Source organism: Bradyrhizobium sp. F1.13.3, assembly GCF_040548265.1.
Classification (GTDB): Bacteria; Pseudomonadota; Alphaproteobacteria; order Rhizobiales; family Xanthobacteraceae; genus Bradyrhizobium.
In genome coordinates this window covers 17,101-43,332 of sequence record NZ_JBEPRI010000013.1, presented here as the reverse complement: position 1 = coordinate 43,332, position 26,232 = coordinate 17,101, and the positions used below count along the sequence as shown (strand labels likewise).

At 55.9% G+C, this 26,232-nt stretch carries 21 protein-coding genes and 2 pseudogenes; 10 read left to right on the top strand and 13 right to left on the bottom strand.

Annotation, left to right across the window (positions count from 1 at the left end; genetic code table 11):
• Window positions 1-21: 21 nt before the first annotated feature.
• The gene (locus ABIB66_RS29640; RefSeq protein WP_354256534.1) at window positions 22-1,077 is read left to right on the top strand and encodes a glycosyltransferase family 2 protein; all 1,056 of its coding nucleotides are present in this window, start codon (window positions 22-24) and stop codon (window positions 1,075-1,077) included.
• Here ABIB66_RS29640 and ABIB66_RS29635 read toward each other — a convergent pair.
• The 5 genes from ABIB66_RS29635 to ABIB66_RS29615 all read right to left on the bottom strand — a co-directional run bounded on the left by ABIB66_RS29635 (window position 1,074) and on the right by ABIB66_RS29615 (window position 7,263).
• Window positions 1,074-2,264, bottom strand: coding sequence for an acyltransferase family protein (locus ABIB66_RS29635; RefSeq protein ID WP_354256531.1), 1,191 nt, complete (start codon window positions 2,262-2,264; stop codon window positions 1,074-1,076). The two genes, ABIB66_RS29640 and ABIB66_RS29635, sit on opposite strands and share 4 nt — an antisense overlap.
• A gap of 68 nt (window positions 2,265-2,332) precedes the next feature.
• On the bottom strand, window positions 2,333-3,598 hold the full coding sequence (locus ABIB66_RS29630; protein WP_354256528.1) for an O-antigen ligase family protein: 1,266 nt from the start codon (window positions 3,596-3,598) through the stop codon (window positions 2,333-2,335).
• Between the two features lie 76 nt (window positions 3,599-3,674).
• Window positions 3,675-4,550, bottom strand: a complete 876-nt coding sequence (locus tag ABIB66_RS29625) for a hypothetical protein (protein ID WP_354256525.1) — start codon at window positions 4,548-4,550, stop codon at window positions 3,675-3,677.
• Between the two features lie 105 nt (window positions 4,551-4,655).
• Window positions 4,656-5,855 carry a glycosyltransferase gene (locus ABIB66_RS29620; RefSeq protein WP_354256522.1) on the bottom strand — a complete coding sequence of 400 codons (1,200 nt, stop codon included), beginning with the start codon at window positions 5,853-5,855 and terminating at the stop codon, window positions 4,656-4,658.
• A gap of 70 nt (window positions 5,856-5,925) precedes the next feature.
• Window positions 5,926-7,263: a glycoside hydrolase family 16 protein gene (locus ABIB66_RS29615; protein ID WP_354256519.1), complete on the bottom strand. Its 1,338-nt coding sequence runs from the start codon at window positions 7,261-7,263 to the stop codon at window positions 5,926-5,928.
• Between the two features lie 206 nt (window positions 7,264-7,469).
• Between ABIB66_RS29615 and ABIB66_RS29610 the strand changes: the two genes are divergently transcribed.
• Entirely contained in the window at window positions 7,470-8,420 is a 951-nt protein-coding gene (locus ABIB66_RS29610; RefSeq protein WP_354256516.1) for a glycosyltransferase family 2 protein, read from the top strand.
• 656 nt (window positions 8,421-9,076) lie between these two features.
• On the opposite strand, the pseudogene ABIB66_RS29605 reads toward ABIB66_RS29610, so the two are convergent.
• Window positions 9,077-10,003 (bottom strand): annotated as a pseudogene (locus tag ABIB66_RS29605) (IS3 family transposase); the annotation flags it as partial.
• Window positions 10,004-10,065: 62 nt separating this feature from the next.
• Here ABIB66_RS29605 and ABIB66_RS29600 point away from each other — a divergent pair.
• Window positions 10,066-11,118 (top strand): IS110 family RNA-guided transposase, encoded by a 1,053-nt coding sequence (locus tag ABIB66_RS29600; protein ID WP_354256513.1) that lies wholly within the window; start codon window positions 10,066-10,068, stop codon window positions 11,116-11,118.
• 234 nt (window positions 11,119-11,352) lie between these two features.
• Here ABIB66_RS29600 and ABIB66_RS29595 read toward each other — a convergent pair.
• Window positions 11,353-11,616 (bottom strand): annotated as a pseudogene (locus tag ABIB66_RS29595) (transposase); the annotation flags it as partial.
• A 251-nt stretch (window positions 11,617-11,867) separates the two neighbouring features.
• Window positions 11,868-13,313 carry a lipopolysaccharide biosynthesis protein gene (locus tag ABIB66_RS29590; RefSeq protein ID WP_354256510.1) on the bottom strand — a complete coding sequence of 482 codons (1,446 nt, stop codon included), beginning with the start codon at window positions 13,311-13,313 and terminating at the stop codon, window positions 11,868-11,870.
• 214 nt (window positions 13,314-13,527) lie between these two features.
• Here ABIB66_RS29590 and ABIB66_RS29585 point away from each other — a divergent pair, with 214 nt between their 5' ends.
• On the top strand, window positions 13,528-14,313 hold the full coding sequence (locus ABIB66_RS29585) for a class I SAM-dependent methyltransferase (protein WP_354256507.1): 786 nt from the start codon (window positions 13,528-13,530) through the stop codon (window positions 14,311-14,313).
• 80 nt (window positions 14,314-14,393) lie between these two features.
• On the opposite strand, the gene ABIB66_RS29580 is transcribed toward ABIB66_RS29585, so the two are convergent.
• The 4 genes from ABIB66_RS29580 to ABIB66_RS29565 form a co-directional block, all read right to left on the bottom strand.
• Window positions 14,394-15,287, bottom strand: a complete 894-nt coding sequence (locus tag ABIB66_RS29580; protein WP_354256504.1) for an FkbM family methyltransferase — start codon at window positions 15,285-15,287, stop codon at window positions 14,394-14,396.
• A 65-nt stretch (window positions 15,288-15,352) separates the two neighbouring features.
• Window positions 15,353-16,558 (bottom strand): glycosyltransferase, encoded by a 1,206-nt coding sequence (locus ABIB66_RS29575; protein ID WP_354256501.1) that lies wholly within the window; start codon window positions 16,556-16,558, stop codon window positions 15,353-15,355.
• Between the two features lie 120 nt (window positions 16,559-16,678).
• Window positions 16,679-17,662 carry an NAD-dependent epimerase/dehydratase family protein gene (locus ABIB66_RS29570; protein WP_354256498.1) on the bottom strand — a complete coding sequence of 328 codons (984 nt, stop codon included), beginning with the start codon at window positions 17,660-17,662 and terminating at the stop codon, window positions 16,679-16,681.
• Window positions 17,659-18,876, bottom strand: a complete 1,218-nt coding sequence (locus ABIB66_RS29565) for a glycosyltransferase family 4 protein (RefSeq protein WP_354256495.1) — start codon at window positions 18,874-18,876, stop codon at window positions 17,659-17,661. The genes ABIB66_RS29570 and ABIB66_RS29565 overlap by 4 nt, the downstream gene beginning before the upstream one ends.
• 219 nt (window positions 18,877-19,095) lie before the next feature.
• Between ABIB66_RS29565 and ABIB66_RS29560 the strand changes: the two genes are divergently transcribed.
• The 3 genes from ABIB66_RS29560 to ABIB66_RS29550 all read left to right on the top strand — a co-directional run bounded on the left by ABIB66_RS29560 (window position 19,096) and on the right by ABIB66_RS29550 (window position 21,901).
• Window positions 19,096-20,532: a mannose-1-phosphate guanylyltransferase/mannose-6-phosphate isomerase gene (locus ABIB66_RS29560; protein ID WP_354256822.1), complete on the top strand. Its 1,437-nt coding sequence runs from the start codon at window positions 19,096-19,098 to the stop codon at window positions 20,530-20,532.
• Between the two features lie 48 nt (window positions 20,533-20,580).
• Window positions 20,581-21,276, top strand: coding sequence for a glycosyltransferase family 32 protein (locus tag ABIB66_RS29555; RefSeq protein WP_354211141.1), 696 nt, complete (start codon window positions 20,581-20,583; stop codon window positions 21,274-21,276).
• Window positions 21,277-21,577: 301 nt separating this feature from the next.
• Entirely contained in the window at window positions 21,578-21,901 is a 324-nt protein-coding gene (locus ABIB66_RS29550) for a hypothetical protein (protein ID WP_354211140.1), read from the top strand.
• Between the two features lie 75 nt (window positions 21,902-21,976).
• Here ABIB66_RS29550 and ABIB66_RS29545 read toward each other — a convergent pair whose 3' ends face one another.
• Window positions 21,977-22,975 carry a glycosyltransferase family 2 protein gene (locus ABIB66_RS29545; protein WP_354256493.1) on the bottom strand — a complete coding sequence of 333 codons (999 nt, stop codon included), beginning with the start codon at window positions 22,973-22,975 and terminating at the stop codon, window positions 21,977-21,979.
• A 132-nt stretch (window positions 22,976-23,107) separates the two neighbouring features.
• Here ABIB66_RS29545 and ABIB66_RS29540 point away from each other — a divergent pair, with 132 nt between their 5' ends.
• From ABIB66_RS29540 to ABIB66_RS29530, 3 genes are all read left to right on the top strand, one after another.
• Window positions 23,108-24,073 (top strand): UDP-glucuronic acid decarboxylase family protein, encoded by a 966-nt coding sequence (locus ABIB66_RS29540; RefSeq protein ID WP_354211169.1) that lies wholly within the window; start codon window positions 23,108-23,110, stop codon window positions 24,071-24,073.
• Window positions 24,070-25,068 (top strand): UDP-glucose 4-epimerase GalE, encoded by a 999-nt coding sequence (galE, locus tag ABIB66_RS29535; protein ID WP_354211138.1) that lies wholly within the window; start codon window positions 24,070-24,072, stop codon window positions 25,066-25,068. The genes ABIB66_RS29540 and galE overlap by 4 nt, the downstream gene beginning before the upstream one ends.
• 118 nt (window positions 25,069-25,186) lie before the next feature.
• A complete protein-coding gene (locus ABIB66_RS29530) occupies window positions 25,187-26,227 on the top strand; it encodes a glycosyltransferase family 2 protein (RefSeq protein WP_354256490.1) in 1,041 nt (346 codons plus the stop codon).
• The last annotated feature ends 5 nt before the right edge of the window (window positions 26,228-26,232 follow it).

The window sequence follows — 26,232 nt, the reverse complement described above, 5'->3', positions numbered from 1 at the left end:
CGTTACGGTCGTGAGGGTCAATTGGCGCCTGAGTTAACCCTGTCCGTCGTCATTCCCAACTACAATTATGCTAAGTTTGTAGGGGCGGCGATCAAAAGCGCGCTCGATATCCGTTGGCCACGCGTCGAGGTTATTGTTGTCGATGATGGCTCGACCGACGCTTCGCTCGAAGTCATCGAGTCGTTTGCTGACAAGATCACCATCGTCAGGCAGCCGAACGCTGGTCAGATGCAATCTTCCGTGAACGGCTTCCGCAGGTCTACGGGCGAACTGATCATCTTCTTGGACTCGGACGATGTGCTGCATCCCGACGTGATGAATGAAATAGCTGCGGTTTGGAGCGAAAAGGCCAGTAAATTCCAGTTCCAGATGAGGGCCATCAATGCGGAAGGGAAGCCGACAGGCAGCATCCAACCTCAGTATTTCATTACGCCGACGCCACAGCAAATTCGGGAGTGGGTCATCACGGCGGGTGTTTATCCCACCCCGCCTGGTTCCGGAAACGCTTACCCGCGCTGGGTTGTCGAGAAGATATTCGGCTTCAAGTCTGATTTCGTTGACAGGGCGCCCGACAGCTATCTCGTAACGGCGGCGCCCGTCTATGGCGATATCGTGACGATTCCCAAGCCGCTGGTCGACTACCGTGTGCATGGCGACAATCATGGTGCCTTTCTTCAGCTAGACGACAGCCGTTTCGCGCGGGAGGTGGATGTCACGATCAGGCGATTCAAGTTCTTCCGCGAAGTCGCGTGCAGCGCCGGAGTGTCCGTCCAGCCTGAAGCGCTGAGCAGGAATATGCTGTTTCTTTGTCTGCGTACCGCATCATACGCATTGCGACCGGACATTCACCCCATGCCGAACGACCGAGCAGGAGCCATCTTCCTCGACTATCTTCGGTCTTTGTCCTTCCCGCAGGGATTCTCCTATTCGCAGCGAAGCTCACTGGTTCTTTGGACCGCATGCATGTTGTTCGGTCCGAGCCGGCTGGCGCGGGCGCTCGCCAGCTGGCGCTACGCGCCGATCAGCCGCCCCAGGTGGATGAAAACGATCCTAAACACGCTGAGGGTTGTGCGCTAGCTCTCTTGCTGCAACCTTCGCGCGCGGTTGCTCCAGCCTAGGATCAATTCGCGTCCCCATATTCGCGAGGGTGTTTCGATGAGACGAAACGTGAGGCCGCTAATCACGACAACGCCGACCAGAGATCCAGCCAAAATGAAGTCACCCGTCCATCGATCCGTCTGAAATACAGGAACATGCATCGTCGCGTCGAGCAAAGACGGGATGCCAAAAATGCGCTTCAGAACGATAGCTTCGACGTACAAAAACACATAGTGCACCAGATAGACAGAATATGAGATCCGACCGAGATATTGCACGGTCGGCGTCATAAGCACCCTCGCTAAAACGCCGGTGTCGGATTGCAAAAGTAGAACCCAGCTGACAAATACGGGCACAATCGCAACAATCTTGGCGTCCGATATCGTTCCTGCGATCAAGCAAAACACGAACAAAAGGATTATCTGCCCAGAGCTGATCGAGCTTTGAGAGAGCTTCGGAAATCGACGGTCTTGCGTGGTCTGAAATATAGACGCGCCGATAAAGAAACCGGCCAGGCATCGCACGATGCCAAGATCATACGTCGAATTCAGATCGCCGTGCGTGAACGCAACTAAACAAAAGCCGCCGAGGCCTGCGAGAGATAGCAGGAGGATGAGGATCTTGCTCCGGAAGAGCCCCCCTGCTGTAGCAAGAGCAAAAACCAGGTAGACTGCAAATTCGCAACTAATGCTCCAACTGGGTGCGTTCCAGGTCAGATAGTCAAAAATACCGAGCCCTTGAACAAGCCCCAAGTTTGCGAAGAATGCTCCCCAAGAATTTACTCCGGTGAACGCCGCTCGATCGCTCGCGGTGATCATTCCTGAACTCTGCGAATAGAGCTTCAGGACCTCCAATCCAAGTAGGACCAAGAGCGTGGCCAAATGCATTGGATAGACGCGAAAGAAACGTAAGCCGATGAATCGCATGGCATCTATTACTGAATTGATACGGTGCGAATAACTCGAGCTGATCACGAATCCTGATAAGACGAAGAAAAGGTCGACTGCCAAATAGCCATTGCGGAAGAACAAATTATGCGTGAAATGATTCGAAACCTGGAGATGGTAGAATACGACAAGCACGGCTGCGATCCCCCGCAGGCCGTCGAGAGCGACATAGCGTCGTGTTTGGCTAACTGGCGTCACCTGACTATCGGGGTCCAACAATGTGGTTTGCACCTAAGGTCTGGACCAGCCGAGCGGAATAGCAATGCGGCGAGGTCCGCTTGAAGGAGTTATTTCCCGGGCGACGACTTTCGTGGCAGCGAGGGTACGAGTGTTATCAGCCAGATCACAAGGGCGGAACTAGGCTTCAGGACATAAGGAAAAATTACCCAGCTAAACATATAGAAGTTACAAATATCGGCTCGCAATGCGCTCGAGTACAATCTGATGGCTACGATGGCGGAGACCAAGATCAAGCCTGCTAGCCCATACTCGTAGGTCAGCTTCGCCCAAGTCGGATCGCTCACCTCGTAGCCGAACCTGCCGATCGCTACGTCTCTAAAGAAACTTCCCGGGCCATTGCCGAGCCAGGTTGCCCATGCGCCGTGATCAAAGCCTATTCTGATCATCTCCCAAGGAGCCACAAATCTGGCGTAACCGCTGGTGTTGGGAGTGGTGAACTCCGAGAGGCGGCCAAACCAACGATCCAGGCCGGGCAGTTCGAGGCTGTAGAGCGTGTAGAGCAGCAGGAACGCGCCAAATGCAGAAACCACGAAGACTGGAATTCGGCTGATGGATCTTGGCAGCAACAGGCCGGCAGCCAACACGATCAGGCCAGATCCAGAAAGTGATGTCAGCAAACCCATCGAGAGGGCGATCATAACGCCAAGTCTTCTCAGCTGACGGTACTCGATCAGAAGGGCCAGAGCGGTTACCGCCGAGAGCTCGCCTGACTCGCGCAGGAAAAAGCCGTTCGCTTTTACAATTCCGCCCTCCTCGCGGAGAAACGTGTAGGTGCCCGCCCCGCGGATGTCTTTGGGAAGAATGAAGTAGATGTTCGTCAGGACGTCCAGTTTAGTGATGTTGACGAGGACAATCTGAATAACTGCCACTGCTGCTATAACGGTGGCCGCTGTCACATAGGCCTTTAGAATATAGTCATGAACGTACCCGATGTCGGGCCGGCGTTGGAGACGAAAAATGAATGGCGAGTAACCGGCTACCAAAAGGAGCAGCGAACTCAGAGAGCTTTGCGAGCTCGAAAACGGTATTCTGAGAAGTGATAGGGCAATGGTGCAAGTCAACAGGTAAAGTGTTGGCACGCTGACAGCTGCGTGTCGCGAGACCAACAAGAAAGCTGTGAAGAACGCATAGCAGATCAAATCCGAAGCGACGGGGAAATCGCCGATGTTGTAAGCGATTTGGTTAAAGAAGAGAATCGACGCGATCGACCACCAAACCGCAAATTTTCCAACTGAATTGAGCTCCTGATCCGGCCGAGGCTGAGCGACCGGGATCGTCTCCAATTCAATCGGATGAGTGGCTGCAGAGCTCATTCAGACTCCAACCTGCTGCACGGACGAATACACTTAGGTTCGACCGCTTGGTCGACTTTCTGCCATTCCTACCTACTCAAAAGGGCATGTATTGCGACCGGAGACGCTTCAGCGTTCGACGGGTGCTTGGAACCAATTGCTTTACGATCGAACCGATACTCAGAGCTTCGCCGGAGAAACGCTGGTTCCATCCATGAACTAAGGCACGAACCACCGATTCAGGGTAGACACCCTTGAATTGCGTCTCGATCGGGTTTTTGCTCAGGAGGTGGTGAAGATAGGACCCTTCCGGCGGAAGAAGCTCTTTGTAGTAACCCATCTTGTCCCAGATGTTGTTGTATAGGTGGATTGTATAAGCTTTGCTGCAAACCCGTTCGCATTCCTCATAGTATTCGGGGAGCAGGTACTTATAAAACTCACTGTGATGAAAAGGCATGTACGCGTCGGCACTCTTGAGGATGTCAGGTTTCTTACGATAAGCCAGCGCGATGTAGCCTTGAAGCGTGGCATAAGGAATGTCTCGGTCAAGTGCCCGCTCGCAACTCGCAATTATTCGTTTGAGCTCATCGGAAGATGCGCTGATATTGAGAATTGCATTGCAGATGTTCGTTCCCGCTTCTGCTACCAGAAAATCTTCTTGAGTGTTGATCTCAAACGAGTTCAACATCATGACGTCAGAGTCGATCCAGCATATTTGCTTCTTCAGAAACATGTTGTACCGGAAGTAATCCGCAAAATTCGCGATATTAGGCCGGCCATCCGTGATGAACCGCCCAACATTGGACTCGTCTAGGATTTCGTTAGCATCCGCCTGTACGATACCGGCGGGCAGACCATCAAATGGCCGGTAGGAATAAAGTACTACGGTGTGGCCATGCTGGACAAAGGAATGCAGCGAGGCCTTTTCATATGGAGAGAGCGGGCCGAGCCAGAAGGATCCAAATGTACTCATATCTTGGTTTCCTGTAGGGAATGCCGATTCACGGACGTCTGGGCGCGCAACCGTAATGACTGTCTGTCAAGCTCAGACTCTGGCTGCCGCCGTCAAGAACGGGCATTAGAGCAGCGCTTGGCGGATGCGCACTGCGGAGCATTCCAGGCCAAATCTGTCGGCAAACAATGCGAAAAGCCTGGATTGGCTTTTATTCAACAGATCCAGATTGTCGATATTCTCGACGATCTTGGCCCCCAGTTCGGTCACGCTGTCTGTCAGAAACATGGCGGACTGCTCTTCTTTGGTCGTACCGGCAATGGCTCTTTTTAGGCCGAAGATCGGCAGTCTTGCAAAGGCGTAGTCCAGCATCTTCAACTTGAAGCCCCCGCCGAAGAGCTCCGGCACGAGCCCGGCTCGGCACTTGCTGGCGATCTCGGAGATATCCGGCAGTCGGCCATGAAATACCAGGTGCGATTTGAATGACGCATACCGGTCGCGAAGCGACTCGGGGACGCCACCGACCACATTGAGCGATATTCCGTTGAGCTTGAGTTGTGACAGAAGGCTGTCGATCAGGATATCGAGGTTTCTCTGCTTGGCGACCCAGTCGAAGGATCCAAGAAGGAGCAGCGCTCGCGGCGTATCCGCCGTCAGGGAACGCGGGGGAGTAGCCTGGCCAAGGAAGACCGGCGGGAGCACGTATGTCCTTTTGACCGAGCGGCCGAAGTAGGATGCGTCTTTGTCGGTGATGCAAATCACCGCGTCGCCGATCTTCAAAATCTTGTCTTCCTGATTTCGGTATTTTCTTGCGTCGTATCGCATGAGCAGGCGACGTGCCAGGCTGTCAAAATTCCGGGCAATCTCGCTTCGAATGAGTCCTTCGGCGTTGTGCGCGACATAGCAGATCGACGCGGACTGCCGACGAGGCAGGATCAGGTCGAGAAAACCCGAAGAGTAAGCGTGGTCGATCACAATCCAGTCCCAGGACTGCTCCAGTAACTCGAGCAATTTCATTCTGAGAGCGGGAGTTGCCAGAAAGTATGCGTCCTTCGGTAGCGACGAAGCTAGGCTGAGCGCCGCGGAGACGTGTGACGGTGGTGTGTCTACGCAGTTGATCTGTGGCAGCCCGAGAAAGGGCTTTTCGATGGCCTGCTCGCTTCTCCTCGATCCGACGACCGTAACTTCGGCCTCATTCGTCAGAGCAAGCGATTTGATGAGTCCCGCAGAGTAGAGCGCGTCGCCGCTGAAAAGTGGGCTTGGCAGGCGGCCGGAGATCCACAATATCCTTTTCAATAGTTCAAGCTCCCGCCCCAGGTCGAACAAGCCAGGCTCGTTACCTGCCGAAGAAATTTCACTCGACGGCTCGGGCCACAGCTATCGCAAGATTGAAATTTCAAGGCTGTACGTCCACGCGCAAGAGCTGGCAGCTCCGAGCCTTGACGGGTTGTCGCAAGTCGGTCGAGCAGGAGGCTGGCGCCGGCAGCATTTGCTTGGCGCCTTTCGCGTCAACCGACTCAGCAATGAGAGTTGCGTCGAATCGGAAGCGACCGGGCCGTTGCAGGGCTGGAAACGATATGTCGACGGCAGTCGTGCCATCGGGGCGTTTGGCGATCGATCCAAGATTAAGCTTTTGGGTTGCAGAAGTTACCGTCGCTCCCGTCGCTTCATCCATGAGTGACACGCGCAGCGTTCGCTCCGACGGATATTGCTCCGGAAACCGAAGCGGCACGGTCAAATCCAGGCGATTGCCGGTCATTTTCAACGCCACGGCGCCGGAGTTTGCGCGGGCTTCGCCGACATGATTTATTCTCAGGAACTCCGGCCTGGGCATGTCATTCGGCGCATCGGCATAGCCGAACTCTTGCGGATCCGGCGTCATTTCGCTTGGCCCGCACTGACGCTTGCCCTTATCGGACGAGGTGAATTGACACACGCGAACGTAGTCCACTCGGAATTTCTGAGGGAACGCGCTCTCGTCGATTCCGTGGCGGCCAGCCCAACCGCCGCCGACCGCGAAATTGAAATCGATGTGGGCAGGTGGGCCCAGCTGACCATCTCTCCGAAGCCACTGATAAGTTTTTGTGTAGATCCGATGGCCGTCCCAGAACAGGGTGACCCGGTCCGGTTGCCAAGCCATGCCGACAACATGCCAACCCTCATTGAGGTTCTCCTTGCCCATCATTTCAGCAAATTTCGTCTGAAACGAAGGGTCCGTGAACACGTAATCGCCACGCCCTGCAACATTTGAGTGCAGCATATTCGGCTTATCTTCCACGCCGTTTATGACATACTCAAAAATGTCGATCTCCGGTGGGTGCCACGTTCTTCCGTCCTGGTCGTAGTCGGCTTCAAGCCAGAACGCTGGCCAGACGCCCTTGCCGGACGGGAGGAACACACGGGCTTCATAGTAACCATAGTAGAAGGTCCGGTGACTTCGGATCAGCCCCGAGTCGAACAGGCTCGCTCCCGGCTTCTTTTCGGCGGTCAGAACCAAAACGCCATCGGAGAGCGTGATTTGGCTATCGCGGTAGCGCTGGATCTCGTCATTGAAGTGGTCCAGTGTTTCATTGTTGTAGATGAATCGTGTGGCCCATTTGTTCCGATCCAGCTGATTGCCGTTGAAATCGTCCGAGAACACCAGTTCCCATCCGCCGGATTTCGCGGGTGCTACAGGCAAGATTGCCAAGATCATCGTTGCGGCAGAGAAAAATTTTACCAAGCGCTGGTGCATGCTCGACGCCCTCGTTTGTAAACTGTATCTCAAACTGGTAGTGAAACGACAATCGATTTCTCTAATGCTGAAAACGTGATTGGAGCCTGTTCGGACTGTGGATCTGCTCGGGCTGAAATGTGAACGCTGTTACTCCGCGCTTCAAGTTTGCGACTTGGTACCGGTCGCCGATCGCTGATATTCACTTTCCACCGCGAGGTAGCTCTGTGAACCTTAACGATTCAATGACGGTTTCGGTCGTGATACCGGCCTATAACCGCGCCGACAGGCTAGAAGGAGCTATTCGAAGTGCGCTCGCTCAGAACCCGAAGCCTCTCGAAATTATCGTCGTAGATGATGGCTCTACCGATTTGCCGGACACCGCTTGGCTGACGGACATCGATCCTTGCGTACGTGTTATTCGTCACGAACGCAACCGCGGAGGCAATGTAGCCCGCAATACGGGGATTGATGCAGCCCGTGGCGATCTGGTCGCCTTTCTTGATGCCGATGATCGATGGTTTCCCGACAAGTTGGCAATCCAGCTTGCGCAAATTGGGAGCCGGACATCTGGCAACTACTTCGCTTGCGCGAATGCGCTATTAGAGGGGGGAGTGTGGGATGGCATACCCATAAATGCCCGTCCGCCGCATCCCGGCGAGGATATCAGCAGGTACTTCCTGGTTCACTGCTACACTTTTCAGACTTCAACTCTGCTGGTTCCAACTGAGCTTGCTAGGTCTGTGCGGTTTGACGAAAGATTGAGGAGGCATCAAGACGTGGACTTTGGACTCCGTCTGGTGAAAGGAGGAGCCGAATTCCTCTACTGGCACGAGCCATTGGCTGCATGGTGGAGTGAGCACGATCGGAATCGTGTTTCGGTCCAGAAGTCAATTGATCCCACTCTGGTATGGTTGCAAACCGCCGGACATCTGATGACTTCTGACGCCGCTGCTGCCTTCTATTTTCGGCATGCATTTCGTGGACAGCTCCGGAAGCAGCCTCTGTTGGCTGTGCTGATGGGACTCAAGCTGGGATTAAGGGATCGCGACTCTATGTCGTGGGTGCTGAGAAGAATTTTGAAATCTGTGAGCGGTCGGAGCGCTATTGTCCCTCTTCGACCGGCAAGTGTGGGACGACCAATGGACACGCCAACAAATACCACTTTCCAAGGTTGAACCTCAATCGGCTCTTCGTATGGAAGAAGGCGTTTCCTACCATCGTGAAGCTCGATCTCATTCTGATCCGATCGCGCAAACTGATACTGCGGGGCTCGACTCCCAGAGTGCTCCTCCCGTTGGTCCCGCCGCAAACTACGGACTTTTTGTATGTTCTCTTGAGAGCGGCGCTCGATTATCCGATCACGGAAGTGCTCGAGCTCTGGGCAGGCCAGACGGCTGTTCTCTTCGATCTGCTGGTCAGGAAGGGCGTGCTGAAATCTCGAGTGAGGACGCTGGAGCACGATCAGGGATGGGCCGATCGGGTTTACAAATGCTCAGCGTCCTCATCAGGGAGAGGATATTAGCAGGTACTTTCTGGTTTAATACCCACTCAGCTGGCCAAGACTGTGCGGTTTGATGAGAGACTGAAGACGCATCAAGATCAGGATTTTGGGCTCCGTCTCGTGAGAGGGCTGAAATTCTTTACTGGCACGAACCGCTCGCTGCGTGGCGGAGCGCGGAAGACCCGACGCGGGCGCGAATGAAATCGATCGAGTAAACATTGACGTGGCTACGGACTGCGGGCATTCCGATGGCCTCGAATGCGGCGGCAGCCCTCTGTTTCCGGAAGGCATTCCGACGGCATGTAAAAGACCTGACCTGCCGCTGAACTTTCATCCATTGGCGATTAGAGTCTCGGCGGATGTTACGCCGTTTGGCGCGGGGTGAACAACGTGCGATCGGCGGAGCTGGTCGGGGTTGCGCAGCCGGTCGCACGTTGCGGTGAGGTTGGCGGAATAGGCCGCGGGTGTTAGATAGCCCAGCGACGAATGCGGGCGGTGGCTATTGTAGTCATCGGCCCACGCCGCAATCCTGGTTCGGGCGTGATCAAGGCCGAAGAACAGGGTTTCGTTGAGAAGCTCGTCTCGCATCAGGCCGTTGAAGCTTTCACAGAAGCCGTTCTGCATCGGTTTGCCTGGCGCGATAAAGTGCCAGGCAATCTGGTTGTCCTCTGACCAAGTCAGGAAGGCGTTGCAGGTGAACTCGGTGCCGTTGTCCGAGACGATCATGCCAGGCTTGCCGCGGCGACCAATCAACGCCGTCAGCTCGAGCGCCACCCGCCGTCCCGGGATCGAAGTATCGGGGATCGCCGCCAGGCATTCCCGGGTCACGTCATCGACGATGTTGAGGATCCGGAACCGGCGCCCATTGGCAAACTGGTCATGGACAAAATCCAGCGACCAACGGGCATTCGGCCGGGCCTCGAGCAGGATCGGCGCCCGGGTGCCGACCGCGCGGCGGTGAGCCCGGCGCTTACGCACGCTGAGGCCTTCCTCCCGATAAAGCCGGTAGATACGGTTCAGCCCGGACGGCTCGCCATGCTGACGCAGCAGCACGAATAACCGCCGATGGCCGAAGCGCCGGCGGGCGTTGGCCAGTTCGCGCAGTTGGACCCGCAGTTCGGCATCGGGCGGCCGGCTCGACCGATAACGGATCATCTTGCGGTCGGCGCTGACGATGATGCAGGCCCGCCGTTCTGACAGTCCCAATTCGGCCTGCAGATGCGCGACAGCTTCGCGCTTGGCGGCGGGCCCTACCATTAATGGGATGACCCGCCCCGTCCTCTCAGTCAGACTGAGTTGGCTTTTGAAAGGAGGAAGCAATGAGGACACGGAACAAGCACAGGCCGGCAACGGCGTTTGGGATCGACATTGGCAAGAACCTTTTCCACGTCGTTGGGCTCGACGCCGCCGGAATGCCGATCCAGAAGGCGACCTTTCGGCGCGATACGCTCTTGCAGTTCTTCGAACGTGCAGGACCGGCTTTGGTGGGGATGGAGGCCTGCTCCGGCTCGCAATGGTTGGCCCGCAAGATCGCCGCCATGGGGCACACCGTTCGCATTATCCCAGCTCAATTCGTGAAGCCATATGTGAAGTCCAACAAAAATGACATCATCGATGCCGCGGCGATCGCCGAAGCCGTGACGAGACCAACGATGCGCTTCGTCGAGCTAAGGTCGCCTGAGCACATTGACCTGCAAGCGCTGCATCGTGTTCGCGATCGGATGATGTCGCAACGGACGTGCCTCATCAATCAGATGCGCGCTTTTTGCCTGGAATATGGGATCGCTATTCACCAGTGCGCCGGCAAGTTCAAGGCTGATCTGCCGAGGGTTTTGGCCGATCAGTCGAATGATCTAACCTCGACGATGCGTCGCATTCTTGCATCTACATTTGACGAGCTGCGGCAGTTGGAGCCGCGGATTGCCGAGGTCAACCGCGAGATTGAGGCAATTGCCTCTCAAAGCGATACCGCACGTCGATTGATGACCATCCCGAGCATTGGTCCGCTGGCCGCGACGGCGCTTTTGGCCGCAGCTGGATCTGCCCGCCAGTTCAAAAAGGCCCGCGATTTGGCAGCTTGGCTAGGTCTTGTCCCGAGAGAATATTCTACGGGAGGCAAAACGAAGCTGCTGGGGATAAGCAAGCGCGGCAATCGATATCTGCGCCGGATGATAATCCATGGCGCCCGTTCCTGCGTGACTCATCTTGATCGCTCGCGATACCGCCTTGGCGCGTGGCTTGATGGACTTCAGGCACGCATGCACACTAACAAGGTCACCGTCGCCTTGGCGGCCAAGATTGCGCGGATCGCATGGGTGGTGATGACCAAGCCCGGCGCAAGCTATGAACGGCGGGATCCGGCCTTTAGCTGATCCCGTTTGTTCCAGACTGCGAGGTTCGTGAAGGTGATGACGAAACAGTCGATCGGCGCGCCGTAAACCCTCTGCAAAAAAGCGGGCTTCGAGCCCGAACCATTTATCTGGGAACGGCACGCGCGGATCTCATCATGGCCTGGCCGCAACAGCGGCCCACTTGCAAGAGGCCGGATACATTTGTGCAGACTGCATCGTCCTCATCAAACGACCTTGCACGGGCGGGGCGGGTCATACATTTTTTGAAAGAAGCTCACGCAGCGCCGCCGCATCCAGCATCTGCTCGGCCAATAGCTTCTTCAGCTTGGCGTTCTCGTCCTCAAGCTGCCGTAGCCGCTTGGCCTCAAAGACGTCCATACCGCCGAATTTGGACTTCCAGTTGTAAAGCGTCGCTTCCGAGACGCCGTGCTTGCGTGCCAAATCGGCCGTCTTCGCTCCGGCCTCATGCTCGCGCAGCACGCCTATAATCTGCTCTTCCGTAAACCTGGTTCGCTTCATTTGTCCGTCCTTCAGAAGGCCGGACTCTAACTTCAACTGGAGGAAATCGGCAGGGGCAGGTCAGACCAGCCCTTTTCAGCTTTCGTCTCGAGCTGAAGTTGGGCTTCGGAGATCGCCAATCCATTTCGTGGATATAGAAGCGAGTGTCGGAATTGGTGCCCAGCCAGCGTCCCGCTTCCGCGGCGGGCATGCGAAGCCATCGAAAGCTCTCTGGTGCATATCCCTAATTGGGAGCTTTCCTAGAAGCGTATTTACTTTCGTATGAGCATTCGTAGCGCCCGCCAGAGCAGCGCGCGCTTTGCGTCAAAGATAAGGATGACGCAAAAGTATGACAGGTACGAAATCCCACAAAAGGCAGCCATTTGAACAATGCCGATATTTGGAAAACAAAGGCGGAGAAGCTCGAGGAACATTCCAGTCAACGCTGCTGCCAAGCCGTGCGGAAGGATTATGACAATAAGGTCCTTCGAACTAACCGGACCGGAGCGTCCAGCGAAAACCAATATGACTGGGACCAATGCTATGTAATTCGCGATCGTATAGGAAGCTGCAACGCCGACGGCGCCCCACGGCAGGCCAATCAGGAACGAAGAGAGCGTGATGGCCGCCACATAGACACCGAGTCTAAACAGTTCCCGCCCGCGCCCTTGGCTCAGGAAGAGCCAGCCTGTGGTAGACGTCATGATCTGGTGGAGGCCCGCGATACCAAGCCACTGGAAGATCGGAGCTGATAAGATCCATTGTTCACCGTACAGCAACCCGATGAGTTGTGGTGCGCATATCACCGCGAACAAAATGCCCGGGTGTGCGACAAGCATCATGAGCGATGCGGTCTCTGCATAAGTGCTGCGATATTTGGCCGCATCATTTGTAATGCGGGATAAGAGCGGCACCAGCACCTGCCCAATTGGGCCGGTAAGCTGATTGATCGGGAAGAGCAGCAACCGGTACGCGCGATCATAAAGGCCGAGTTCATCGCTCCCCAGAAAGCGCCCGATCAGGACATTGTCGGAACTGCGAGCAACGTAGTTTGCAACGTTGAAGCCGGACACATGCCATCCAAAGCGAAGCATCTGAGTTGTGGTCTGGTCAAATCGCGGGATGCTCGGTCGATATCCGGCCGATAGCCAGATCCCTGCGGCAGAGACGAGCGTGGCGCTAGCCGCTGACGCATAAAGGGCCCAATAGCTCTGCCACCACCAAGCGCCGATGACTCCGACAACGACAGCGATCGTTGCGCTCGCGATCTCGGCTATGGCCAATTGGTTGAAATGTGAATTTCTTGTGAGGATAGCTGCTGGGACCGCCTGTGGTCCGCTGAGCAGGGCGAGTGCTGCAAAGGCAATCGTTACCACCAGCACTCGCGGCTCGTGATAAAAACTGGCGAGAAGTGGAGCGCTAACCCCCAGAATGAATGAGAATCCCAGCGATGTAAGGACGGAAACCCAGAACAGCGAGTTGAGTTGGCTGCGATCAGTAGTGCCGCGCTGTATGATGGCCTGGCTGATGCCTAAATCCTTGACAAGGCCAATCAGTGCGGTAGCCGTCGCAACCATGGCTAGGATCCCAAAATCGGATGGAGCGAGAAGGCGCGTCGTGAACACGGTGAGAACGAAGCCTGTTAGGACGCGCCAAGTCTGAGCGATCCCAGTGATGGCGATGTTTTTGGCCGCGCGCGATTTGCTATTTGCATCCACCGTTCAGACCGTTCTCATTATGCTCGATGCGAAATATACCAGGTGGGGTGGCCGATTGTCCCAAATACCCATAGAATGAAGAGGCGAGTAGGGTCAAATTGATCACGCCGCCCGCGCAAAGGTTGGGTTCATAGTTGCGACAAATGATCCAAGGCCTCGGGCGTAGCATCTAGACCAAGGTGCCACAGCATTGTACTGTACAAATCAGCTGTCGATGACGGCTGCACATCCAATCTCAACCTTATCCGTGATCGAATTGCGTAACGCCGAAAACTGGAAAGAGACGAAGTACGTCCTGCGCGGCGAGCAACTTTTGGCATCTGACGATGTCACTGAAGTGAGTCTGAGTTCGAGGCTCGCTGCAAATCTTTTCGCAGCAAGATATTTTGAGGCGCTCAGATTGCACGCCTCAGGTCGATTGCTTGATCTCGGCTGCGGCAAGGCACCGCTTTACGGCGTTTACAGAAATCTGGTCAACGAAGTCACCTGCATTGATTGGGGAAATAGCCTGCACCAGACAACCTACCTGGACAAGGAAGCCGATCTGACGCAGCCTATTGACTACCCTGACGGAGCATTCGATACGATCGTTCTATCGGACGTTCTTGAGCATATTCCTGTGCCGATGGACCTTTGCCTCGAGATCAGCAGACTGCTGTCGCCAGGGGGCAAGCTCATCATGAGCGTTCCCTTTTATTATCCTTTGCATGAGGCTCCACATGACTACTATCGCTATACTGAATTCGCTTTGCGTAGATTCATGGATCATTCGGGTATGCGGATTGTCTGTCTAAATCCGGTCGGCGGCGCGGTAGAAATAGTACTTGATGTCATCTCGAAGAACATCAGAAGATTGCCTTTGGGAGGCACTTTCACGGCGCAAATGTTGCAAGCTGTCGGGTGGTGGTTCGCAAAGAGCCGACTTGGCGTGAAGCTCGCTCAGAAGACTTCGACCCAGTTCCCACTTGGCTATTTCATGATCGCTGAGCGACTGGTCTGAATTGGAATGGAGCCTAAGAGTACCGACCGCTCTCGCGTTCAGCCGGACACTGGCCTCCTTCGGTATCAACGAGGAAGCGGTTACGCAAACAGCCCTTTGGGCAAATCTCCTATCAATGATTTCGGGACATACACGAGATTGTCAAATTTGAGCGATTGCATTTCCTGCTTTTTCGTAACCTCAACCAAAGGCGAACTGTGGAATTTAGTTCGCTTGAATCTGTAGCAAGAATAATTTGACGTTTCCATTAGAAGATCATGAGTAGAAAAGTGGTCCCAGCCGCCGGTTGGAAGTGCGACGTCGAACTCCATACAGATGATGGGAAGTTGTTTCAGAGTCTCTGAGGCACCCTTCAACACCTCCAATTCGAACCCCTCGACATCAATCTTAAGGAGGCGAACGTCTCGTACGCGTGCGTCCGACAGCAGATGATCGAGAGTGTCTACGGTGACTTGCCCAGCTACCATGCCGCCAACACCAGGATCAATCAGTGAAGAGCGCCCGATATTGACGTCCGGACTGTCGTAAATCGTCCTCTGCTCAATCGCGCTCCCTGCTGCGCTGTTGACGGCAACAACATTCTTAATGCCGTTCAGCGAAACATTGTCCACTAACCTTTTGAAATACACGGGGTGCGGTTCAATCGCTACTACGCGACCGTTGCTAGTCACTCTTTGAGCTGCATGGATGCTCATGAGTCCAAGGTTCGCACCGACGTCGACCATCGTGTCGCCGGGGCGCAGCACCTTATCAAGCAACGATAGCGTCGCTGGTTCGTATTCACGATCGCGATACATCCGCCGCTCGAATTCGTCCCTCGCCGGCTGCAGCAGGAGCTTATAGCCTCCCAGCATCTCACAAGTGACTTCGGTCGGGAGCGCGTCTGCACCTCGAAGAGCGTAGTAAAAGTGCTTTGCTAACGGTCCGAGAATTGGAACATTGGCGATTCTTCGGGCAAGGCGGTTCGACTTCATTGATTGAGCCAAAAGTATTCTCCTGCGCGTTGCGCGTATGCGAGCTCAACGAAACCAGCGTTGAGTCATCGGTGTGTGGACGAATTTGTCGTCTTTGATTGTCGAGTTTGTTGTGCTAACCCGAGTTGACCGTACAAGATTTCGAGCTTTTTCGTACGCTCGATGACGTCAAATTTGCTAGCGACAAAGCTTGGGCCCTCATGGGCCATTTGAGTGAGAAGTTCATCATTCGTCAGAAGTTTTGTTAATGTCTGGGCGAGTCTCTCGACGTCGCGTTCCGCAAAAGAAAATCCTGTAACACCTTCGCGGATGCCTTCGTCTGCTCCACCAAAGGCTGAAGTCACGACCGGAACGCCTGAGGCTTGCGCCTCGAGAAGCACCTGTCCGAAGCCCTCCGCGTCGCCATTTCTCGCCGTCACGCTGGGCAGACACATGACGCGTGAGGCGTCGAGCTCACGTTTGACGTCAGCGCTTGACTGCGCTCCGAGGAATGATATCCGGACGTTAAGAGTCCTGGCCATCTGTTCCAGATCCTGTCGCAAAGGTCCATCACCAACCACGGTTAGTTGCGCGGCTGGAAGCTCTTTCTGTACACGCGACATCGCACTGATGAGGAACTCGCAGCCTTTTTTTTCCACCAAACGGCCGATGAACAGCACCCGGAGTGCCCGTTGCGCGATAGGGACGTCGCCCGTTCGAAACTTTCGGATGTCAATTCCAATATAACTTACCGCGATCTTCTCAGCGGGAATGCCGAACCCGATCGCGCGCCGGCGAAGCGCTTGAGAGACAGCAACGAAGCTAACGTGGGGCCGGCGAGCCAGACGCAGAAGGCGTCGCGGATAAAAGCGCATGCGAATCCCTCCGTGCCCTGCTTCCCACCATGCCCGATGAGTGTTGATGTCATAACCGTGGAGAGTCACGAGCATCGGCACCTTCAGCGCGCGTGCGATCGGCCAAGCGTCGAGCGCGTCAATTCCAAAGTGAGCGTGAACGAGTAGCGGATTCTCCGATTTGAGTTCCTCAATGACTTTGGATGGAACGACGCCAAGGGCCCGCCGCAACTTCGACACCACGTTAGTCGCGGTCGTCGAATGCCTAAGACCGACGATACGTACGTCGATATCGTCCAGAGGCAATTGATTCAGCAGGCGACGTCCGACCAGTACCGGGCGCCAATAGTGAAGCGCCAACATTTGCTCCTTTATGAAGGTCTCGGAAATGGGCAACAGCTCATTGCGATAAACCAGAACAGTCTTTTGGAAGGACATTTAAGTCGGCCAACGAGCGAATTCGAACAGTGGAGATATCATGAGCTGCTCTCTCGCACCGTTCACGACGTCTGGTTTCGGGTCTATACAGGCCTGCCTCGTGGGATATGCGCACAGCGCCTACGCCGCCGCCTTCTTCGTATTCCGGTGCACCTGCCGCTCGATCCACTCGTAGGTCTTCTCGAGGCCCGAGCGCAGCGTGGCAGACGGCTTCCAGCCGAGCTTTTGTCCGATCAGCCGATTATCCGAGTTGCGGCCGCGCACGCCGAGCGGGCCGGGAATGTGCTTCTTGTAAAGCTTCTTGCCGGCGATGTCGGCGACGATGTCGACGAGCTGGTTGATGGTGACCATCTCTTGCGAGCCGACGTTGACGGGGCCCTCGAAATCGGAGCGGGTCAGGCGGATCGTGCCTTCCAGGCACTCGTCAATGAAGAGGAAGGAGCGGGTCTGGGTGCCGTCACCCCAGATCTCGATCTCGCTGCCGCTGGTCGCCTGCGCGACCTTACGGCAAACGGCGGCCGGGGCCTTCTCTTTGCCCCCCTCCCAGGTGCCCTCAGGCCCGAAGATGTTATGATACCGGGCGACGCGGTTGCGCATGCCGTAATTGCGGTTGTAGGCAAGGTAGAGGCGCTCCGAAAACAACTTCTCCCAGCCATACTCGCTATCCGGGTTCGCCGGATAGGCGGAATCCTCGGCGCAGTTCGGATTGTTGGGATCCATCTGATTGTGTTCGGGATACATGCAGGCGGAGGACGAGTAGAACATACCGCGCACGTTCCGCTTCTGACCGGCATCAAGCATGTTCAGGTTGATCGTGGCTGAATTGTGCATCACGTCCGCGTCGTGCTCGCCGGTGAAAATATAGCCAGCGCCGCCCATATCAGCGGCGAGTTGGTAAACCTCATCGAAGCGGCGGTCCGCGATCTGACGGCAGAAATACTGGTCGCGCAGATCGCCTCTCGCGAAATCGTCGGCCTCGGTCTCGGCAAATGGCGGAAATTTCAGGTCGACGCCACGGACCCAGAACCCCTCGCGCTTAAGCCGTTTCACCAGGTGCCCGCCGATAAATCCACCTGCGCCACAAACCAAGGCAGTCTTAGTCATGAAGTTCCCTTTCTGGCATCTCTCGCGCGGATCGCGTATTGAAACACCGTTTCAAAGCGATCAGCCACTCGTGTAACGTCGTAATTGTTCAAAGCAAATTTCCTACCACTTTCCGCCGCCCCGACGCGCAAGGCATCATCCTCCAAAAGCTGAAGTGCGGAACGCAGGAAACCTGCCTTGTCGATCGGATCGACCACAAGACCAGCTCCGTTCTTGCGGACCACCTGGGAGGCAAGATTTTCTGCTGGTGCGGCCAGCAATACCGCACGCTCGGCGCAGAAATATGACTGCACCTTGGAAGGAACCGAAAACATGCCGGCCTCCGGCTCGATGGTCGCCACTGTTACGTCCGAAGTTGCGAGCACATTGGGCAGATCGGCAAACGGCTGCAGTGGCAACAGAATTAGGTTGTCGATCGAATCCTTTTGCTTGGCGCGCTCAAGCTGGGCGACGCCCACGCCCTGGCTTACAACGATGACATTGGCACGCCCTTTCACTTCTTTGGCGAGATCGACAAGCAATTGAGGGTTGTGTTTCAGTGCAAGCGTGCCCGAATAAAGGAAGTTGAAGGTATCAGCAAGGCCGTGGTGTCGTGCCCAATCATTGTTCTTTGGAAGGGGGGCGATCTCGTTTAGCGTGCCCCAGTTCTCGATCGTGAAGATCTTGTCCTTGCGGGTGACCCAGTTCTTTGCAACGTCAGCAAAAGAATCGGTGATCACAACGATGGCATCAGAACTGGCAAATTGCCCCCGTTCCAGGAAACGGTAGTAGCCGCCGATTGCTGATCCCACGGCCCCCATCTTCTTTCGCAGTAACTTTGAAACTGCGATGCTGTAGAAATCCTGAACCCAGAACACGAAGGATGCGTCACTGGTGCGGGATGCCTTCACGATCGCCGATTGGGCTTCGGTGGGGGTATTTCCAGAAATAACAAGGTCGGGCCTGAGTGATAAAATCAGGTGTGCGACCCCCTTACCATAGGCCACATCATCAAACCGGCGTTTTACGAAAGAAGCTTTGTCATAAGGACGGGGTAGGCTCACGCCCTGGAAGGACAGGCCGACCGGGTCAGAGGAGGAGCGGTGGAGGCGCCCCTTGGGGCCGTGATCGCCATGGAAATAGGCGTGCGTAACCTGGTGTCCTCGCGAAGCGAGCTCGCGGCTGAGGTCGACCTGGAAGGGATGGCCGGCATAGTCGTGGACCAGAATCTTCAAATTGGCACCTGTCGATCGCCCGGAATTTCGTCAGTCATTGAGGCGAACACATGTCATTTCATTGAGGCGAACTCATGCCCCAATCTGCGCGAGTTGTCCATCTTTCGGTGCCTTAACCCTTAACGTTGTGAGGGATTTACGTTATTCGAGTAGTTGGAATAGTACTTGCTAGTCATCTGCGCCGTGCAGTCGAGTTGCGGAGAATTGTTTGTGGCTGATTTGTCTTCGTGCGCTCCCGTTCGTTCGGGAAAACGCATTATTCCTCTGATCACGTGCGGCGGTGCCGGAACGCGGCTGTGGCCGGCTTCGCGCGAGGTGCGGCCCAAGCAATTCCTGCCGCTGTTCGGCACGCGCTCGACCTTCCAGGACACGCTCTCGCGCGTTTCGGAGGCCTCGCTGTTCGATCGCCCGATCGTCATCACCAATGCGTCCTATCGTTTCATGGTGCTGGAGCAGCTCGCCGAAATCGGCATCGAGGCCGACGTGATCCTCGAGCCGATGCGGCGCGATTCCGGCCCGGCGATCGCAGCCGGCGCGGTGTTCGCGCAGAACCGCGCGAGTGAAGCCATCGTGCTCGCGCTCGCCGCCGACCACGTGGTGCAGGACAATGCCGCGTTCGTCTCGGCGTGCCGCCAAGGCCTCACCGCCGCAAGCGCCGGGCGCATCGTCACGTTCGGCGTCAAGCCGGAGCGGCCGGCGACCGAATACGGCTATATCAGCCCGGGCGAGGTCATCTCCGGCGAGGTGCACGCGGTCGTGCGCTTCGTCGAGAAGCCGGATGCGGTGAAGGCGGCCGACTACGTCAATTCCGGCTATCTCTGGAACAGCGGCAATTTCATGTTCCCCGCCACTGTATTGCTCGACGAATACCGCAAGGTCGATGCGGCGAGCGTGGAGGCGATTTCCACTGCTGTTAGTAACGCCGGCCGCGATCTCGGCTTCGTGACGCTAGAGCCCGAGGCGTTCGGCGCGGCCAAGGCGATCTCGATCGACTATGCGGTGATGGAGAAGACCGCGCGCGCCGCGGTCGTGCCGGTGTCGTGCGGCTGGTCCGACGTCGGCTCCTGGCACGCGGTGTGGGAATTGTCGGACAAGGACGCGCAAGGCAATGCTTCGCATGGCGCCGCCGTGTTCGAAGATAGCCGCAACTGCAACGTCACCACCGATGCCGCGCTGGTCGCGCTCGAAGGCGTTGATGATCTTATCGTCGTTGCGACTGCCGATGCGGTTCTCGTCTCGCGCCAGAAGGATGCCAACGGGCTCAAGCGGCTGGTCACAAAACTCAAGGCGGTCGCACCAAAGGTCACCGAAGAGCACCTCAGGGTACATCGGCCCTGGGGCAGCTACCAATCGGTCGACAATGGCGAGCGCCACCAGGTCAAGCGCATCGTGGTGAAGCCGGGCGGACGTCTGTCGCTGCAGAAGCACCATCATCGCGCCGAGCACTGGATCGTGGTCCGCGGCACAGCCCGCGTCACCGTCAACGAGACCGTCAAAAGCGTGCACGAGAACGAGTCGATCTACATCCCGATGGGCGCGGTGCACCGGATGGAGAACCCCGGCAAAATCATGCTGGAGCTGATCGAGGTCCAGACTGGGAGCTATCTCGGGGAAGACGACATCATCCGGATTGAAGACGACTATCAGAGAGCATGACTGTCCACACGACCACTTGCTGGTACAAAAAAGTAGGTCCGATTATCGATGCCATCTTCCGAACGCATTCCTCGTCGTATCCATTACATCTGGCTCAGCGATGATGAGCTCCCAAAACTCAACAGACGTTGTATCGAGAGTTGGCGACGTCACATGCCGGAGTATGAGATCGTCCGGTGGAATATGGAAAGAGTGTCGGCTTTTGATGCGAGATTTGTGCGTGAGGCGCTCTCGGTTCGAGCATGGGCATTTGCGTCGGATTACATCCGACTTAAGGCGCTTGCGTTAGAGGGCGGGGTCTATCTGGACTCTGACGTTGAAGTCTTCAAGCCTTTTGATCGCTTCCTCAAGCACCGTGCGTTCTCGTCAATCGAGCACTGGCCCGAAATCCAGGAAATTGCTGTTGAAGGCGCTATCCTGGGCGCTGAACCGAACCACCCTTGGGTCAAAGCTTGCATTGAACGTTACGATACTCGTTCCTTTATCAAGCCCGACGGTACGCAAGACCGTACGATCGTAAGCAGAATCTTGGCCCAGGTGGCCGCTGATGGATTTGGCTTTCAGTATCGGGTAGAAGAGCAACACCTAAGGGAGGATTTTCATCTCTATCCACCCGTAGTTCTTACCCATCGAGCAGGCCCTTTCTCCACGGAAGAAACTTGTGCGATACATCATTGTGTCGGTGCTTGGCGTCCGCCCAAGCCGCTTTGGAAGCGCGTAGTTCGCGGGCTCATCCCAAGATAGAATAGATGAAGACTGATCTCCGACCCAAGGACTAGACCATCTTGGACATTTTGAGCTGCCTACTGGAGCAGCTCCATGTTGAATCAATGGAGGGCGTCGATGGGTCCCTCTCAAGCTCGTTCGAGGTCCTTGAAATTTTCTTTATAGGTCTTCAACCAAGCGTTCCTGCGCGGCGATGCAAAGCCTCTATTTGTCTCGTTGAATTTCTTGTTCGTCAGGGGGAATTATGTCGACTAAATTTTGTTGGGCCCTACTCGTCGCATGGATCTCGACCTCGGGACTTGCTGCGGCGGACCCCCTGATGACCCTGGATTTTTCTTGGCAGGGCACAAAGGGGTGCGTCACGCTGTATCCAAATCCTGAGATCCGACTTCGCAATGTTCCCGCGGACGCTAAGTTGTTGTTGCTGACGTTAACCCAAGGGGCGAGGGAACTGGGCGGGGAGGAAGTGCCCATGCCCGCGAACGGAATTGTGCCTGCTGGAAGCATCCGAACATTCGGCCCCTGCCGGCCCGACGTGTACCGATGGACGGCAGTCGCCAAGTCCGCGACGGGCAAAATCTTGGGAGAGGGCCGCCAGGCTCGCTTCTATCCAACCGATGAGCTTGCGCCTGAAAAACCTTGACGGCGCACGGAGCTTCCAGACGATTGCTGGCGCATTCCGGGCCAACACCAAGCCTTATTCGATGTGCCGCTTCATTTAGTCGGTCACGTCGCAGCTTCTGCGCAGGGGCAAGAACCTGTTGCTCGTGGGCGAATTGTCCCGCCGCGTCCATCTTAGCGAACGCCGAGCCAAACCTCCGAGTAACCACGCCAGGGTGGCAACGCCCGTCGTCAGCCGCCCCTGTGATTGACTGCCCAGCAATTCGATCGCGTCGCGAATTTGGCACCGATCGATCGCACGCAGCGCGAGCGAACGTGCGAGTATCGTCCGGCCCCGCGCAAATTCGAGGGCCAGCGCCGGGTGAGCAGCGACGAATTCGGCTTCTACCAGCCGCCTCGATTGCATCATTTGATCGAAGTCGTCGGACATTGAACCGGGCGAAATACGATATCCAACGAGATATTCGGGCACCATTGCTATCGCGTATCGCTCTGCGATCTGGAGATAGAGTTTCCAGTCTTCGCAACCCTGTCCGCCGCGAGAACGAAGCGACTCGTCGAAGCCTCCTACGGCAATCAGTGCTTCTCGTCTGATGAGCGCGTTGCTGCCACTGATGACGACGTTGCCCAGGCACATTTGCGCAAAGATGTTTCCTTCTAGCCGTGCCGGTGGGGCCGAGCCAGTGACGTTGCCGTGGTCATCAATCCAGCAACACCAAGCATATACTAGCGCAGTTTCTGGTCCGCTCTGTTCGAAGCGCGCAAGCTGCCGCGCGAGCTTCGTGGGATACCAGAGATCATCAGCATCGAGAGTGGCGATGAACTTACCCTGTGCTTCGGCAATTCCGCGATTGCGAGCCGATGCCACTCCACCATTGTCTTTGTAAACATAGCGAACTCTCGGATCATCCTGGACGAGGTGCGCGGCAATTCCCCTCGTCTGGTCCGTGGACCCATCATCGACGACAATGACTTCGAGATTGCGGTGCGTCTGATTCAACGCGCTGCTAATGGTCTCACGAATGGTATTTTCGGCGTTGAACGCCGGCACAATTACCGAAACTAATTGATTGGCACAGGGATGAGGAGAACGCACAAACTACTCTTAATGTTAAATCCCGATTAAACTGTACTGGTTTGCTATATCGCCTAGACTTTTATTCATAAGCTCGTTGGATTGCGAGACCTGGACGGTTACAAGGTAAATTTCGTGAAATTTCAAGGGGTTATGTCGTTGAGAAAGAGAATTTTGGTTACCGGCGGCGCTGGATTTTTAGGTTCCCACCTCTGCGAGCGATTAATTAGCGCTGAACACGAAGTTCTGTGCATCGACAACTTCTACACGGGTTCCAAAAGTAATGTGAGCGGACTGCTGAAGTATTCTCATTTTGAACTGATGCGGCACGATATAACCTTCCCGCTGTATGTCGAGGTTGACGAAATATACAATTTGGCCTGCCCGGCTAGTCCCATTCACTATCAGTACGATCCGGTGCAGACCACGAAGACCAGCGTTCACGGTTCAATCAACATGCTGGGGTTAGCAAAGAGAGTTAAGGCGAGGATCCTGCAGGCCTCGACCTCGGAAATCTACGGAGATCCTGAGGTGCACCCGCAAGACGAGAGCTATTGGGGTAGGGTAAATCCCATTGGTCCGCGCTCCTGCTACGACGAAGGTAAGCGCTGCGCCGAGACCCTGTTTTTCGACTATCGGCGTCAACACAATCTCTCGATCAAGGTCGCGCGCATTTTCAACACCTACGGTCCGCGCATGCAGGCTAATGACGGCCGAGTGGTTTCGAATTTCATTGTGCAGGCTCTTACCGATCAGCCCATCACGATTTACGGCGATGGTGAGCAGACCCGCTCCTTCTGCTATGTCGACGATCTGATTGACGGCCTGATGCGTCTGATGGACACGGACGATGGGATCACAGGACCAATTAATCTCGGAAATGCCACCGAGTTCACAATGATGGAGCTTGCCGAGACTGTCATAGAGCTGACTGGGTCGAAGTCCGCGATCGAGTTCAAGCCCCTTCCAACCGACGATCCTAGACGGCGACAGCCCGACATCAGCTTAGCGCACGATACGCTTGGCTGGTCGCCATCAGTTCAGCTGCGCGACGGTCTTGGCAAGACGATCGCTTATTTTGACCAATTGCTAGGCACACAGCGCGATGGTGCAGCATGAAAAGGACCGTTCTGGTGACGGGCGGCGCCGGTTACGTCGGATCGCATTGCTGCAAGGAATTCGCCAGGGCAGGCTGGAACGTCGTTGTCATCGACAATCTGTCGCGGGGGTGGCGGGATGCTGTGCGGTGGGGGCCGCTGATTGAATGCGACATCCGGGATGGGGCGCGAGTACGAGGTGCGCTGGAGATGTACAAGCCAGATCTCGTTGCCCACTTTGCCGCAGCGGCCTATGTGGGTGAATCGGTGACGGATCCCGCGCTGTACTATGCAAACAACACTGCCGGTACACTTGCGCTGCTCGAATCGATGCGCGGGGCCGGATGCGGTCGCATTTTGTTCTCCAGTACATGCGCAAGTTACGGTCTCCCTCAACACTTGCCGATCGACGAGCGTCATCCGCAACTACCAATCAATCCGTATGGCTGGACAAAGATGATCACCGAGCGCATGCTTGAGCACTATGGCAAGGCTTACGGGACGGTTTCGGTCTCCCTAAGGTACTTCAATGCGGCAGGTTGTGATCCTGACGGGGAGATCGGTGAACGTCACGAGCCCGAGACCCATGCCATCCCGCTTATGATCGAAGCGGCCCGCAGTCCGGCTCGTCCGTTCACGGTCTTCGGAACGGACTTTCCAACGCTCGACGGCAGCGCGATCAGGGATTACATTCACGTTAAAGACCTTGCGCAGGCACATCTGCTGGCTGGCGAAATGCTGATCCGGCAAGGCGGAGTCCACGTCTTCAATCTCGGTACTGGCGTGGGTACGAGCGTGCTCCAACTCGTGGAGGCTGTTGGACGCATTGCCGGGACCGCCCCGGCTGTACTGTATGCATCGCGCCGTGAAGGCGACCCGCCGAAGCTCGTTGCGTCGTTCGAAAAGGCCGCACGAGAATTGGATTGGCACCCAACGAACTCGCAGATTGATTTCATTGTGGAGACGGCTTTGAGGTGGCGAGATCGCCTTTCGGGTGGGCGACGTTTATCGCTTTGATGATTGGGGCTTGCCGTAACCGGGTGCTCTGCGTCTGCGGAGCAAAGTACACCTTCGCCTGAGAGTTAAAGGACGATCTGCTGTGGTTCTGGATAGATTACGCTCCCTTCCCGGACGCGTGAACAAGATTGATGCAGTCCAATTCGGGCTGAGGGGATTCCTGTTGCCGTTCCGGGTCAGGCATCTCAGCGGGCCTGTTGAGCTGCTTTCCCAGCCTGGTGACGTTATTGTCATCAGTGTCATGCGAAACGGCGAGCCTTGGCTCGAATCATTTCTGGCTCATCATCGCTTGATGGGCATCAAGCATTTCGTGATCCTTGACAACGGGTCGACCGATCGGTCCATCGAAGTACTTTCTAGACAAGCCGACGTCACGCTGCTGGCGAGCCCTGCTCCCTATCACGCCTATGAAAACACCATGAAGCGCTATCTGGCGAACAAGTACTGCCGCGATCGGTGGTGTCTGTGCGTAGACGTCGACGAACAGTTCGATTTTCCGGGGTCGGCTGGCGTATCGTTGCAGGCTTTGATCGGCTATCTCGATCGAAGAGGCTTTAACGCTGTGATCACCCAGATGCTGGACATGTTCAGCGACGGGCCGATCTCGGAAGCGAGGATCAGACCCGGCGTCGGTCTGCGCTCGCAATACCCATTCTACGATATATCGGCCATCGAGAAGTCGCCATATGCCTTCGGTGAGGTCGCCAACCCTGCGATCATGACCCATCACGGCGGTATCAGGAAAAAAGTCTTCGGAACTAATAATGGTCTCAGCAAGGTCTCTCTTTTTCGAATGGATGGGAAGATCCAGCCGTTCATCGCGTGGCACCACGCGTTGAACGCCAGATTGGCGGATTTTTCCGGTGTTCTTCTGCACTTTCCTTTCGTGGGCTCCTTTTACGCAAAGGTCGCCGAAGCCGTGAAAACCGGGCGCTACGGCTATCTGACAAGTGACGAGTATTCGGGCTATCGGGCAGGGCTGCAGAAGCTGCCGGGTCTCTGCCTGAAGCTTGAGACGGCAAGGATGCTGTCGACGATCGATGAGTTGCTGGAAAATGGCTTCCTGGCTGCGTCGGAGGAATATCGGAACTGGCTGGCCGGACGCGCGAGGACCAAGAGCCATGCGCCAAATGGGGGCGGCAGTGATCGGGCGCAATGACAGAT